The sequence below is a fragment of the Pseudomonas sp. SWI36 genome (genome assembly GCF_002948105.1).
Lineage (GTDB): Bacteria > Pseudomonadota > Gammaproteobacteria > Pseudomonadales > Pseudomonadaceae > Aquipseudomonas > Aquipseudomonas alloputida.
In genome coordinates, this window is sequence record NZ_CP026675.1 from 5209456 (window position 1) to 5222993 (window position 13538).

General features: G+C 61.7%; 14 protein-coding genes. 4 read left to right on the forward strand and 10 right to left on the reverse strand.

What is annotated here, in order from left to right; genetic code table 11:
• Window positions 1-48 precede the first annotated feature (48 nt).
• The 4 genes from C4Q27_RS24795 to pnuC all read right to left on the reverse strand — a co-directional run bounded on the left by C4Q27_RS24795 (window position 49) and on the right by pnuC (window position 2496).
• Window positions 49-627, reverse strand: coding sequence for a hypothetical protein (locus tag C4Q27_RS24795; RefSeq protein ID WP_064491054.1), 579 nt, complete (start codon window positions 625-627; stop codon window positions 49-51).
• A 1-nt stretch (window position 628) separates the two neighbouring features.
• A complete protein-coding gene (locus tag C4Q27_RS24800; RefSeq protein WP_014591274.1) occupies window positions 629-1066 on the reverse strand; it encodes a hypothetical protein in 438 nt (145 codons plus the stop codon).
• Window positions 1067-1363: 297 nt separating this feature from the next.
• Window positions 1364-1933, reverse strand: coding sequence for an AAA family ATPase (locus tag C4Q27_RS24805; protein WP_104887508.1), 570 nt, complete (start codon window positions 1931-1933; stop codon window positions 1364-1366).
• Window positions 1930-2496 (reverse strand): nicotinamide riboside transporter PnuC, encoded by a 567-nt coding sequence (gene pnuC / locus C4Q27_RS24810; RefSeq protein ID WP_020191413.1) that lies wholly within the window; start codon window positions 2494-2496, stop codon window positions 1930-1932. Before pnuC ends, C4Q27_RS24805 begins: the two co-directional genes overlap by 4 nt.
• 260 nt (window positions 2497-2756) lie before the next feature.
• Here pnuC and C4Q27_RS24820 point away from each other — a divergent pair.
• Window positions 2757-4111, forward strand: a protein-coding gene (locus C4Q27_RS24820; RefSeq protein ID WP_104887510.1) for an IS3 family transposase whose coding sequence is annotated in 2 segments (ribosomal slippage) — window positions 2757-3230 and window positions 3233-4111 — 1353 coding nt in all. Because the reading frame shifts where the segments join, the coding sequence is not laid out codon by codon here.
• 102 nt (window positions 4112-4213) lie between these two features.
• On the opposite strand, the gene mcpP is transcribed toward C4Q27_RS24820, so the two are convergent.
• On the reverse strand, window positions 4214-5848 hold the full coding sequence (mcpP, locus tag C4Q27_RS24825) for a methyl-accepting chemotaxis protein McpP (RefSeq protein WP_104887511.1): 1635 nt from the start codon (window positions 5846-5848) through the stop codon (window positions 4214-4216).
• Between the two features lie 300 nt (window positions 5849-6148).
• Between mcpP and C4Q27_RS24830 the strand changes: the two genes are divergently transcribed.
• Together C4Q27_RS24830 and C4Q27_RS24835 are read left to right on the forward strand one after the other, a co-directional pair.
• A complete protein-coding gene (locus C4Q27_RS24830; protein WP_003253910.1) occupies window positions 6149-6979 on the forward strand; it encodes an undecaprenyl-diphosphate phosphatase in 831 nt (276 codons plus the stop codon).
• Complete coding sequence (locus tag C4Q27_RS24835; protein WP_064491057.1) at window positions 6972-7385, forward strand: DUF1294 domain-containing protein; 414 nt, start codon at window positions 6972-6974, stop codon at window positions 7383-7385. Before C4Q27_RS24830 ends, C4Q27_RS24835 begins: the two co-directional genes overlap by 8 nt.
• A gap of 58 nt (window positions 7386-7443) precedes the next feature.
• Here C4Q27_RS24835 and C4Q27_RS24840 read toward each other — a convergent pair whose 3' ends face one another.
• Window positions 7444-7803, reverse strand: a complete 360-nt coding sequence (locus C4Q27_RS24840) for an MmcQ/YjbR family DNA-binding protein (RefSeq protein ID WP_012052560.1) — start codon at window positions 7801-7803, stop codon at window positions 7444-7446.
• Window positions 7796-8698: a LysR substrate-binding domain-containing protein gene (locus C4Q27_RS24845; protein WP_003253907.1), complete on the reverse strand. Its 903-nt coding sequence runs from the start codon at window positions 8696-8698 to the stop codon at window positions 7796-7798. Before C4Q27_RS24845 ends, C4Q27_RS24840 begins: the two co-directional genes overlap by 8 nt.
• A gap of 133 nt (window positions 8699-8831) precedes the next feature.
• On the opposite strand from C4Q27_RS24845, the gene C4Q27_RS24850 reads away from it, so the two are divergent.
• Complete coding sequence (locus tag C4Q27_RS24850) at window positions 8832-9443, forward strand: FMN-dependent NADH-azoreductase (protein WP_020191409.1); 612 nt, start codon at window positions 8832-8834, stop codon at window positions 9441-9443.
• Window positions 9444-9511: 68 nt separating this feature from the next.
• Here C4Q27_RS24850 and C4Q27_RS24855 read toward each other — a convergent pair whose 3' ends face one another.
• The 3 genes from C4Q27_RS24855 to C4Q27_RS24865 all read right to left on the reverse strand — a co-directional run bounded on the left by C4Q27_RS24855 (window position 9512) and on the right by C4Q27_RS24865 (window position 13386).
• Entirely contained in the window at window positions 9512-10714 is a 1203-nt protein-coding gene (locus C4Q27_RS24855; protein WP_104887512.1) for an NAD(P)/FAD-dependent oxidoreductase, read from the reverse strand.
• Between the two features lie 80 nt (window positions 10715-10794).
• Window positions 10795-11394, reverse strand: coding sequence for a helix-turn-helix domain-containing protein (locus C4Q27_RS24860; protein WP_014591264.1), 600 nt, complete (start codon window positions 11392-11394; stop codon window positions 10795-10797).
• Between the two features lie 39 nt (window positions 11395-11433).
• Window positions 11434-13386 (reverse strand): FAD-dependent oxidoreductase, encoded by a 1953-nt coding sequence (locus tag C4Q27_RS24865; protein ID WP_104887513.1) that lies wholly within the window; start codon window positions 13384-13386, stop codon window positions 11434-11436.
• Window positions 13387-13538: the final 152 nt, after the last annotated feature.

Below are 13538 nucleotides of genomic sequence, written 5' to 3' on the forward strand. Positions count from 1 at the left end.
GTGATTCTCCGTACGCTATTAGGTTAAGTGTCGTTCTTAACTGCAGGGTCAATCCGCGACCCGGATGCTCAAGGTGTTGGCCATTCGGTTTCCCACCCCGGCACTCTGGTTCAACTGGATCACCCCTCGGCTACCGGTGAAGGCCTGGTCACTGGTAGTGACCTGGCGATAGCCTGCTGGAATGTCAGTTGCTCCTGAGTTGTTGATCAGCGCCACGTTCTGTTGCATGAGGACGCTGTCGTCGATGCTTTGCGGTTGTGCACCAATGCTGATGCTCAGTGCGTTGGCTTGCTGGGTGTTGGCACCTGCGCTCTGGTTGACCCCCAGGGCGCCGCTGCCGTTGCTGAAAGCGTTGCCCTGGATGGTTGAGCGCGCGTCCATCGCGGGGTCGGCGGGCGTGTTGAGCCGTTGCCGGATCTGAGTGCTTGCATTGGCTTCGGGGCCGACGGCGATGGCGCGCGCATTGACCTGCTGCTGTTTGTCACCAGCGGCCTGGTTGACAGAGAGGTTGCCCTGATAGCGGCTGCCGGAGCTGTCGATATCAGCGTTGTTGATGACCGGAACCAGGGATTGCGCAAAGGCCGGTGCAGTGCAAAGGGCGGCCAGCATCAGCAGTGTGCGCTTCATCTCACTTGCCCCCGCCGGTCAGAATCTGCAGCGGCGCGAGGCCACGCTGCACGCTCGAGTTGACCATGTTCGAGATACCGTTACCCGACCCCGTACCGCGTCCGCCCGCCAAGTTGGGAAGCTGGTTCTGGTTGCCGAGGTTGCCACCCAGGTTGTTGGTCTGCTGGGTGACCAGGTTGCTGATGCCTGCACCACTGCTGATGCTGGCGAAATCGCCATCGCTCAGCTCGTTGGTTTGCTTGAGCACGTGGGCAGAAGGGTTGGCATTGACGGTGGTAGGGCTCGGGTCTGGAATCAGCGGCGGGATGGTCGCGTTGCGCACCTGCACATCGCGCTTGATGATGATGATCCCCTTGTCCGCCTGAGCCGTCAGGCTGAGTGACCCCAGTACACAACCCACCAGTAATAGGTGATAGAGGCGTTTGTCACGTTTCCTCACGACGGCAACTCCTTCTTTGAGCGCTGGGCCTGTTCAGCGATGCGAACGACAGAGCAGAAGGTGTGCCGCTTTTTAGAATACGTTTCAGATCAGATAGTTAGGGCAAGAGGCTGACAAAATGCGGCGCATGCTGTCTCAGGCTTGAAACAGCTTGCCCTGCGCGTTGCCGGCAAAGTCAGCTGTGGCCTTGATGGGAAGGGTTTTTGCAAGTGTGTTTCACGGGCTTGACACTGCCCCCAGGACAGGGGGAAGCCCCGCAATTTCGGGGGCTTTGCCCCACCGGGGTGTGTCAGTGGTTTAACACTCGGTTGGGTATGATGGCGCATCGCTACCAAGCAGCATAGCAACCGATTGCAGGGCCAGCAATTGGCGTTGCGGCCAATTGCCATCAAGTATTTGGTGCGGTTGGTTGTGTCGCCTCAGCCACGCCTGGCTGTCGTCGAAAAAGCGCTGACGATCACTGAGGTCGGGTTGGCAACGCTGCCCATCGGCAATCCAGTCCACCCCTTGCGGGCTGAGCAACAGGTGCAGGTCGTAACGCCGTGCCAGCAGTGCCTCTTCCAGCCAGGTTGGGCAGTCGTCGAACAGTGCGTGGCTCCAGAGCATGTTGCTTAGCAGGTGGGTGTCCAGAATTAGCAGCGGGGGCGCCTGCTCACGTGCACGGTCCTCCCATGCCAGTTGTCCGCGGGCGATGGCGGGAATATCGGCGTAGCAGGTGTCACGGCATTGCTGGTCGATGAAATGGCGCACGTATTCGCCCACCACCACGCCACCAAAATGTGCCTGGATCACCCCGCTGAGCCAGCTTTTGCCACTGGATTCTGGGCCGCACAGTACCAGCACTTTCATTGCTTGCGGCGCACTCATGGCTGTACCAACGCCGGGTCGCGCCGCCATTCCAGCCAGCCGCGTACAGCAATCAGGGTGAGCACGGCGAAGAAGCCTGCGGTGAAATACAGCTGCTGATGCAGGTATTGGCCCACATAGACGATGTCGACCACGACCCACAGTGGCCAGCACTGCAGGCGTTTCTGCGCCATCCACAGTTGCGCGACCAGGCTGAATCCGGTCAGGGTGGCATCCAGCCAGGGCAGGGCGGCATCGGTCCAGTTGGCCATGGCCGCGCCCAGGGCGGCGCTCAGCAGCACCCCGGCGGCCAGGCCGGTGAGCAGTGCCGGGCGTGGCAGACGGGAGACCTGACGGGCGTCCTCAGCGTGGTCGGGGCGCTTCCATTGCCACCAGCCGTACAGTTGCAGGATGGCGTAGGCCACTTGCAGCAACATGCCCGAGTACAGCTTTACTTCGTAGAACAGCCAGCCATAGATCAGCACCATGACCAGGCCGATCGGCCAGCACCAGGCGTTCTGCTTGACCGTGAGCCAGACAGCGGTAACGCCGAGGAGGGCGGCAATGAGTTCAAGGCCGGACATCGGCGATCCTTGGAGACTACGGGGAAGGGGCGAGATTGTAGCGGGTCGGCCGGTGAAGGTGTAGGGCGCAGCGGTGGGATACCCCTTTGTAGGAGCGGGTTTACCCGCGAACACCGGCAGCGCCGGTGCCATCCACCGCGTTGCTTCCTTCGCGGGCATGCCCGCTCCCACAGGGATCGCGCCAGCTTTTAGAAATTGAGCTCCCACTCGGATGGACTGCCCCCAAGAAGTTGGACACCAATCCAACCCTTGGGGAATCTATGGGTAAGTACACCGAGCAATTCAAGCTCACAGCGATCACAGCCTACCTGGATGGCAGCAACGGTTTCCGAAAGATGGCTCAACACTTAGGTATCGATTTCAGCCTGCTTCGACGCTGGGTGGCCAGTTACCAGGCCAATAATGGCATTGGTCCAGGCTCGCATGGGCGGCGCTATACCAGTGATTTCAAACAGCAGGTGCTTAGCTATATGCACGAGCATCGGCTTTCGCTGCGCCAGACCGCTGCCCACTTTGGTCTTGGGCAGTCCTCTCAGATAGGCATTTGGCAGCGGCAGTACTACAGTGGCAGTCCTGCACCCTCTACTGCCATCAAGCCAAGAAAGCCAATCGACGTGTCGAAGAAGATCAAGCCTGCCAAACCCACCGATACCAATGATGATCAGAAGTCTCGAGATCAGCTGATGGCTGAACTTGAGTACCTGCGCATGGAGAATGCTGTCCTAAAGGAGCTCAAGGCTCTGCGCGAGGAAAAGGAACGAACACGCGGGAAAAAGTCCTGATCGTTTCCAAACTCAAGCGCAGGTTTCCTTTGCCTGACCTCCTTCAGTTGGTCGAGCTGGCGCGCAGCACCTTCTACTACCAGCTCAAAGCTCAGCAGAAGCCAGACCGGCATGCTGAGCTCAAGGCATTGGTGCATCGCGTCTATCACGAGCAGAAACGGCTTTATGGTTATCGCCGTATCGCACTCGTAATCAGGAAGGAAAAGCGGGTGAACAAGAAGGTCATTGAACGGCTGATGGCTGAGCAGGGATTGAAATCAGTAGTGCGCCCCAAGAAATATCGCTCCTATCGAGGTACCGTCGGCAAAGTGGCAGCGAATGTACTGGAGCGAAATTTTGTCGCTCAACGCCCAAACCAGAAGTGGGTGACTGACGTAACCGAGTTCAAAGTAGCTCAACAGAAGCTCTATCTGTCGCCCGTGATGGATTTGTACAACGGCGAAATCGTGGCCTACGAAATGGCCAGCCGCCCGTGCTATAGCCTGGTTGGGAACATGCTTGGCAAAGCGCTCGATTGCCTGGGAGAGAAACCGAAGCTCGTGCTGCATTCGGATCAGGGATGGCATTACCAGCAGGCGCAATACCGCCGTAAGCTAAGCGAATGCGGGGTAAAGCAGAGCATGTCCCGAAAAGGCAATTGCCTGGACAACGCGGCCATGGAAAGCTTCTTCGGCACGCTGAAATCTGAGTTTTTCTACCTGAAGCGTTTCGAGAGCATTGATGAGCTGAGAGCGGGTCTGGATGAGTACATTCACTACTACAACCATGATCGCATCAAGCTGAGGCTCAATGGCCTGAGCCCTGTGGAGTACAGGGCTCAGGCTGCAGCTTAAAACTGTCCAACTTTTGGGGGGCAGTCCAGGTTGCAGCACAGGCTTCAAGGTCACTCGATACCTGCTGGAGCAGGCCTGCCCGCTCCCCCAAAGGGCTTGTTCTCAGACCCGGAACTGCCGCAACAACTGCTCCAGCTCTTCGCTCAAGCGCCCCAATGCCACCCCGGCATCGCTGGACTGACGCGCCGCATCGGCGGTCTGCTGCGACAACCCGGCAGTATCCAGCACATTGCGGTTGATCTCTTCGACCACATGCGACTGCTGCAAGGTGGCGCTGGCAATGGAGGCGTTCAATGCGGTGAGGTTGTTCAGCACCTGGTTGATGGCGTCCAGGCTGGCGCCGGCCTCGCGTGCTTGTTCGACAGTCTGGCGCGATGCCTCGCTACTGGTGTCTATGGCCTTGACCGCAGCGTCCGACTGACTCTGCAGGTGCTCGATCATGGTATGAATCTCGGCCGTCGATTGTGCTGTACGCTGGGCCAACAGTCGCACCTCGTCGGCGACCACGGCAAAGCCTCGGCCTTGCTCGCCAGCCCGTGCCGCCTCGATGGCGGCATTCAGCGCCAGCAGGTTGGTCTGTTCGGCAATGGAACGAATCACGTCCAGCACGCCGCCGATGCGCGTGCTGTGACCGGCCAGGTCGCGGATTACCTGTACGGCCTCATCGATGGTCAGCGACAGGCGGTCGATCTGCGCCAGGCTGCCGTGGATGGCCTGCTGGCCGTGCGTCACCTGTTGTTGTGCCGTACGCATTTCTCCGGCGGCCTGTTCAGCGGTCTTGGCCACGTCCTGCACGGCGTAGGTCACCTCATTGACTGCAGTGGCCACCTGGTCCATCTGTAACGATTGCTGGGCACTGCGCTGTTGTGCGGCACCCGCATTGTCACCGACGTGCCCGGCGGACTGGGCCAATGCGTGGGCCGCGCCTTGCAGTTGGCCGACGACACCTTGCAGTTTGCCGTTGAAACGGTTGAAGTGCTCGCCAAGGTGGGTGATCTCGTCGCGGCCATGGGTGTCCAGGCGCCGGGTCAGGTCGCTTTCGCCGCTGGCGATGTTACCCATTGCCTGCACCGCTTCCTGCAGCGGGCGGGCGATGCTGCGGGCAATCAGCATGACCACCAGCGCCATCAGCAGGGCAATGCCCACGCCAACCAGCGAAGCGTCGCGTAACTGGCGAGCGAATTCGGCCTGCACGTCATCGACGTACACGCCCGAACCGATGATCCAGCCCCACGGCTTGAACAGCTGAATATACGAGGTCTTGGCTACCGGCTCACTGGCGCCGGGCTTGGGCCAGCGATAGTTGACCGGGCCGGCGTCCTGCTGGCGGGCAAGGGCGACCATTTCGTTGAACACGGCGAAACCATCGGGGTCGCGGATGGCGGAAAGGTCCTGGCCGTCGAGCTTGGGGTTGGCCGGATGCATGATCATCTTCGGCCCCAGATCGTTGATCCAGAAATAGTCGTCATGGTCGTAGCGCAGCGCGCGCACTACCTGCAGCGCCTGTTGCTGGGCGGCTTCGCGGCTGAGCGTGCCGGCAGCTTCCAGGCCTTGGTAATAGGCCAGCACACCCGCGGCGGTCTGCACCACGTGGCGGGTTTTCTCCGCCTTGGCCTGGTACAGGTCACCATGGATCTGCCGCAGCATCAGCAGGCCCAGTACCACCAGCATGGCCACCGCCACCACAAGGATCAGCCACAGGCGCCGACTGATTGACATCGATCTCAGAGTGTTCATCCATCAGCTCCCGCATTGTTCTTTTTATTGAGGTGCATCGAAGCATGCTTTGCAGCGAGCCCACACCCGACTAATGGCTAAGTGCTATGTTGGTGATAGTCTGCAACGGGTCAGGTAAAGCGATTGCCAAGGGGCTCTGTCAGGATTTCGGCCGCGCAAGATGAAACCTTTAACAGGCGTGAACTTTTCTACTGGCGTTGCGCCCAACAGTCGCTGTAAAAAAGCCGGGCCGTGTAAGGCAATTTCAAGCAAATCAAGAACAAGGGGCCTGCGACAAGCAGCGCTCCATCCGGGGGAATGATGGATTTTTGGACTGCCTTCCAGGCAATCATCTTAGGCGTGGTCGAAGGGCTGACGGAGTTTTTGCCGATCTCCAGTACCGGTCACCAGATTATCGTCGCCGACTTGATCGGTTTTGGCGGCGAACGGGCCATGGCTTTCAACATCATCATTCAGCTGGCGGCGATCCTGGCGGTGGTGTGGGAGTTTCGCAGCAAGATTTTCGAAGTGGTCTTCGGCCTGACCCACCAGCCCAAGGCGCGCCGCTTCACGGGCAACCTGCTGCTGGCGTTCATGCCGGCGGTGGTCCTGGGTGTGCTGTTCGCCGACCTTATTCACGAATACCTGTTCAACCCCGTCACCGTGGCGGCGGCTTTGGTGGTGGGGGGCGTGATCATGCTCTGGGCCGAGCGCCGTGAGCACCGCGTGGAGGTGGACCATGTGGACGACATGCGCTGGAGCCATGCGCTGAAAATAGGCTTCATCCAGTGCCTGGCGATGATCCCGGGCACGTCGCGCTCCGGTTCTACCATTATCGGTGGCCTGCTGTTCGGCCTGTCGCGCAAGGCAGCGACCGAGTTCTCGTTCTTCCTGGCAATGCCGACCATGGTCGGTGCGGCGGTGTATTCGGGCTACAAATACCGTGACTTGTTCCAGCCCGGCGATCTGCCGGTGTTCGCGCTCGGCTTCGTGACTTCGTTCATCTTCGCCATGATTGCCGTACGGGCGTTGCTCAAGTTCATTGCCAACCATAGCTACGCGGCATTTGCCTGGTATCGCATTGTGTTCGGCCTGTTCATTCTGGCGACCTGGCAGTTCGGTTGGGTCGACTGGTCCACGGCACATGGCTGAGGCGCTGCGTGGGCAACGGGCTGAAGGCGTGCGCAACGTGCGCCTGAAGCTGCTGCTGTTGGGCGTGCTTTGCCTGTTGCCCGGCCTGGGGGCGGCGCGCATGGCCTGGAACGATCAGGCCTGGTGGCCGTTGGCGTTGTACCCGGCCATGAGCCTGATCAGCCTGTTGCTGTATTGGCAGGACAAGCAGCAGGCACGTAACCAGGCCTGGCGTACACCCGAGAAAGTGCTGCATGCCAGTGAACTGCTCGGTGGTTGGCCGGGGGCGCTATTGGCGCAGCAGCTGTTTCGGCACAAGACCCGCAAGGTGTCGTTCCAGGTGGTGTGCTGGGGGATTGTGCTGCTGCACCAGGTGTTCTGGGCAGACTGGCTGTTTCTTGACGGGCGTTATCTGCCCCTTGGCTGATGTGCAGTTGTACCGGCCTCTTCGCGGGTAAAGCCGCGAAAGGGCCGGTACAGGTCGATCACATGACCAACCCCACCTGCAACCGCTTGGGCAACCGACGCACTACCAGCTGGTGCGACCGCTGCAACACATCACACAGTTCATCACGCCCCATGGGGTAGGGCGGCGCCATGCTGACCCACCGTGCCCGCGCCAGGTACGGCGCCGGCCGTATCCCGGGGCGATCGCAATAACCCAGAAACAGCTCGTCGGCTACCTTGAACGACAACCCGGCACCCGCCAGGTCGAGAACCGCGAACATCTTGTTTTCTGCAACCGAAAACACTCGGATGCCGCCCCATTTGTAGTCTTCCCGCGCACCCGGCAGGCTTAGGCAAAATGCCGCTACCTGGGCTTCGCTCATCTTCCGTTCAGACATACCGCTCTCCACAAGCCTCGAATGACGCCGCCAGGTGATCGATCCACACCCGGACTGCAGGCAGCAGGCCACGCCGGTGTGGGTAAACCGCCTGCAGGTAGCCACCCGGCAGCGACCAGTCTGGCAGCAGGCGCACCAGTTCGCCGCGTTCCAGTTCCTCTTCACAGAACATGCTGGGCAGCGCAGTGAACCCCAGGCCGGCACGTACAGCAGCGTTACGTACTACGAAATCGTCGATCGCCAAGCGTGGCTCCAGCGCTATTTCCTGCTGTTTGCCATGGGGGCCGAACAGGCGGAAGTGTACCAGCCGGTCTGCTTCGGCTGCGCCCAGTACGGGCAATGATGCCAACTCGCCCGGTTCGCGAATGTGGTCGGCAAAACCGGGTGCGGCCACCAGTTGCATTTGCGCCTGGCGCAGGCGGCGGGTGACCAGGGCCGGATCTTCGTCGCCCAGGTCGCGTACGCGCAACGCCACATCAATGCCTTCGGAAATCAGGTCGACCCGGCGGTTGAGCAATACCATGTCCAGTTGCACCAGCGGGTACTGCTCGAGAAAGCGGCTGATCACATCCGGCAGGAAGGCGTGTGCCAGTGCCACCGGGCACGATACCCGTAAACGCCCGCGCGGCTCACTGCTCATGCTGGCCACGGTCTCGTCGGCGGCTTCGGCCTCCAGCAACATGGCCTGGCAATGATGCAAGTAACGTTCACCTACTGCGGTGAGCTTGAGTTGCCGGGTGGTGCGCTGCAACAGGCGTGTGCCCAGGCGCTCTTCAAGCTCGGCGATACGCCGCGACAGGCGCGACTTGGGAATGCCCAGCTGGCGCCCGGCGGCGGCGAATCCGCCGGCTTCGACGACGCGCGCGAAGTAGAAGAGGTCGTTGAGGTCTTGCATGGGAATGTCTCACTGTTCCATATGTGGGACAAACTAACGCATTTTTGCTTACTTATCAGCTATTGGTCACTTCGATAGGATTCTCCCCATCGTGATCGCCCACAGCTGCGGTCTTCACTCACAGGAGAGTCCCATGAAACTGTTGCACATCGATTCGAGCATCCTGGGCGACAATTCCGCCTCGCGTCAGCTGAGCCGCGAAGTGGTCGAAGCCTGGAAGGCTGCAGACCCAAGCGTTGAGGTGGTTTACCGCGACCTGGCTGCCGATGCCATTGCCCACTTCTCCGCCGCCACCCTGGTCGCTGCAGGCACCCCTGAAGACGTACGCGACGCGGCCCAGGCTTTCGAAGCCAAGCTGAGCGCCGAGACGCTCGAAGAGTTCCTGGCTGCCGATGCCGTGGTGATTGGTGCGCCCATGTACAACTTCACTGTGCCGACCCAGCTCAAAGCCTGGATTGACCGCGTGGCCGTCGCCGGCAAGACCTTCCGCTACACTGAAGCCGGCCCGCAAGGCCTGTGCGGCAACAAGAAAGTGGTGCTGGTTTCCACTGCGGGTGGCCTGCACGCTGGCCAGCCGACTGGCGCCGGGCATGAAGACTTCCTGAAAGTGTTCCTGGGCTTCATCGGTATTACCGACCTGGAAATCGTCCGGGCCCACGGCCTGGCCTATGGCCCGGAGCAGCGCAGCCAGGCGATCGATGCTGCACAGGCGCAGATTGCCAACGAGCTGTTTGCTGCTGCCTGATCAAGGGAGCGGTTGGTTGCAAGCGTGGCCCTGTCGAAGCACAAGGCCACTCCAACCTGTAGAAGCGTTCAGGCCACCGGGATAAGCGGATCAGCTGCCGCCAGGGCCGATGCCCGGTCAGCCGCTGGCGGATAAATCCACACTGAATTGATCTGGCGCTTCAGCGCCTTGGCTTCGGCCTTGTCCTCCGGTGGCGAAACCTCACGGTCCCATCCTTCGGTGTACACCGCGCCCCAGGCCCCCAGGTCCAGGCACGTCACGTATTTGGGCTGGCTGTAAGCCATTGGTGCTACGCCAAGCAACTCGGCAGCGGCATTGTTGCCCGCATGGCGCCCCAGCGCAATCGCATGCTGGCACGACATCACGGCATGATTGCCAAGCTCGTCACAGGTGGCGTAGGCCACGTCTCCAGCTGCATACACGGCATCATTGCCCTTGACCTTCAGGTTGCCATCGACATGCAAGCGGCCGCGGTTGTCGCGCTCGCCGCTGATCTGTTCGGTGAGCGGGTTGGCCTTGAAGCCAACCGTCCAGACCACCGTGCTGGCGTCGATCCGCTGGCCGTTGTCCAGCTGCACACCGGCAGGGTCTACCGAAACTACTGTGGCACCGCAAACCCACTCCACGCCCAGGGCCTCGCATGCCTGCTCGATGGCTGGGCGGATGCCGTCACCCAGCGCTGCGCCAATCCTGGCGCCGCGGTCGATTACCACTACGCGCAACGCGGCGTCTTCACCCAGTATCGCGCGCAAGCGGGCCGGCAATTCGGTGGCCGTCTCGATGCCGGTAAAGCCGCCCCCGGCTACCACTACGGTATTGCGTGCCGGCGTGTTCGGCAGGCTGGCCAGTGACTTCAGGTGGGCTTCCAGGCGTGCGGCGCTGTCGAGCTTGTCGACGTCGAAGGCATGCTCGATGCCGACCATGTCAGGGCGCTCGAGCTCACTGCCGCAGGCCATGATCAGACGGTCGTAGGGCAGGGTGCAGCGAGTGCCGCTGCGAGTGCGATAGCCCACGCGGCGGGCCGCTTCATCGATGTGGTAGGCCGTGCCCTGCACGAAACGGACATTGACAGCGTCGAACAGCGCCTGCAGTGGTGCGGCCATGGTATGCACGTCTGGCTCGTAGAAGCGCGGACGCACATGCAGTTCAGCCTGGGGCGCGAGCAAGGTGACCTCGACGCCCTTGCTGCCGTTGAGGTCAAGCTGGCGGATGGCGCTGAGTGCGCTCCACAGGCCGGCAAAGCCCGCACCAATGATCAGGATCTGCTTCATGGTTGTGCTCCTTTGAAGTTCGGTGGACAAGGTAGACCGTATTGCCGGTCAACGGTGTTACCAGGGCTTGCTGGAGTGCTTCAGAATGTTGGCGGCGTGATCACCCAGATCACCACGGCATCCACTTCACCGGGGTTGCCGTAGCGGTGAGGTTCCTGGCTCGAGAAGCTGAAGCTGTCGCCTTCACTCAGCTGGAAATGCCGCTCGCCTACCCACAGCTCAAACGTGCCGCTGAGCAGGTAACCGGCTTCTTCGCCGTCGTGGCTGTAGCTTTGCTGGCTGTAGGTACCTGGCGGGAAACGTGAGTGCAGCATCTCCAGCTGGCGGTTGGGCTGGGGGGTGAGCAGTTGATCGACGATGCCATCTTCGTAATGCACGCTCAGGCGGCTGTTGCGCCGCACCACATAGCCTTGGTCTTCGGGCGCGGTGGTGGCCTCGCTGGCGAAGAACCACTGGATGGTCACGCCCAGGCTGCGGGCGATGTTGAACAGCGCCGGGATCGACGGGTAGGAGAGGTTGCGCTCCAGCTGGCTGATGTAGCCTGCAGTCAGTTCACTGTGTGCGGCCAGCTCCGCCAGGGTCATGCCGCGGCGCTTGCGCAGGCCGCGGATGCGGGTGCCGAGGAACTGCGGCGCGGCACCCCCGGGTTCGCTGGCAGGGGGCTGGGGGGGTTGGCTCATGCGCGTCGGTCCATCGCAAAAGCCGCAGTATGTACAGCCTCAGAGCGCCCAGGCAACCGTCAGGCCATCGTGAATCGCTTCTTCGGCCGTGCGCGGTGCCAGGCAGTCGCCAATCCGCCGTACGTCCACCACACCTGCCAGTTCAGTGGCCAGGCGGTCTTGCGGTTGATGCCCCATGCACAGCACCAAGGTGTCGATGCCTTCGAAGATCATCGGATCGCCGCTGGCGGTGTGCTGCAGGTACACCGTGTTGTCGTCGCTGCCATACAGGCGTGCGTATGGGGTGACAGGGATACCCAGGCGATGCAGCTCGCCGGCCAGTTGGTCACGTACGTAAAGCGGCAGGCTCTCGCCGCAATGAGTACCGTTGACCGCCAACTGGACCTGATGGCCTTCGCGCACCAGGCGTTCGGCGATACCGGGGCCGATCCAGTCACAGCGCCAGTCGATCACCAGCACCGAACGCCCCGGTTTCACCTCATTGCGCAGCACTTGCCAGGCGTCCACTACCTGAAGCTCGCCGGTACGCTCGAACGCCGGCCAGTAGGGGATGGCGCCGGTAGCGGCAATGACCAGATCAGGGCGCTCACGTTCGACCAGTGCGCGGTCGACCCGGGTGTTGCGCACCACTTCTACACCTGCCAGGGCCATTTCCCGTTGAAGGTTGGTGCTGGCACCCCCGAACTCGCTACGCCGTGGCAGTAGCTGGGCCAGCAGCACCTGCCCACCGAGCTGCGGGCCCGCCTCGTACAGCGTGACCTGGTGCCCGCGCGCGGCGGCCACGGCGGCGGCCTTCATGCCGGCAGGCCCGCCGCCGGCGACCATTATGCGCTTGGGCGAGGAAGTGGGCGTGAGGTGCCCGTACTGCAACTCACGCCCGGTTTCCGGGCGCTGGATGCAGGAAATGGGCAAGCCACGATGGAAATGGCCAATGCATGCCTGGTTGCAGGCGATGCAGGCGCGCACGTCTTCGACCTGGCCGCGTTCGGTCTTGCCTGGCATCGACGGATCGCAGATCAGCGCCCGGGTCATGCCGCACACATCAGCCTGGCCGCGGGCCAGGATCAGCTCGGCTTCCTGGGGCTGGTTGATGCGCCCGGTGACGAACAGGGGGATAGCCAGCTGTTGCTTGAAGGTGCCAGCCTCGCGGGCCAGGTACGCCGGTTCGATGGCCATCGGCGGCACGATATGGACCGCGCCCCCCAGCGAGGCCGAGGTACCGGCGACGATATGCAGGTAGTCGAGCTGGCCCTGCAAGGCCACGGCAGCAGCCAGTGACTCGTCTTCACTCAGGCCCTGGCTGTCGCGCTCGTCAGCGCTGATGCGCAGGCCAATGATGAATTGCTCATCGGTGGCGGCGCGCACTGCGGCCAGCACTTCGCGCAAGAACCTCAGGCGCTGATCCAGGTCACCGTTGTAGCCATCGCTGCGTACGTTCACACGCGGGTTGAGAAACTGCGCGGGCAGGTAGCCATGGCTGGCCACCACCTCGACGCCATCCAGCCCGGCCTGGTGCAGGCGGCGGGCGGCGCTGGCGTAGCCCTGGACGATTTCGTCGATCATTGCCTGGTCCAGCGCCCGTGGCATCACCCGGAAGCGCTCATTGGGCACCGCAGAGGCCGAGTAGGCTACCGCCAACAGGCCGTCTGCCGATTCCATGATCTCCCGCCCGGGGTGAAACAGTTGCGACAGCACCACGGTGCCGTGCGCGTGGCAGGCCTCGGCAAGCTGCCGGTAGCCATCGATGCAGGCATCGTCAGTGGCCATTAGCACATGCGAGGTGTAGCGGGCACTGTCGTGCACCCCGGCGACCTGCAGCACGATCAGGCCGACGCCGCCGGCAGCGCGGTCGCGCTGGTAGGCGATCAGCTTGTCGTTGACCAGGTTGTCGGTGGGCAGGCAGGTGTCGTGACCGGTGGACATGATGCGGTTTTTCAAGCGTTTGCCGCGGATCTGCAAGGGCTCGAACAGGTGTGGGAAGGCGGTCTGCATCAGGCGGCTCCGGTGCGGTGTTGTTATTTTTACTTATAAAAGTGTAGCGATAGTAAAAAATCAACTTGTTTTTTTACTTGCGTCTGTCTAGGTTTTCCTCACTCGCATGGCGAGGGTGTGACCTCAGAACAACAAGAAAACGGGCCCGTCGG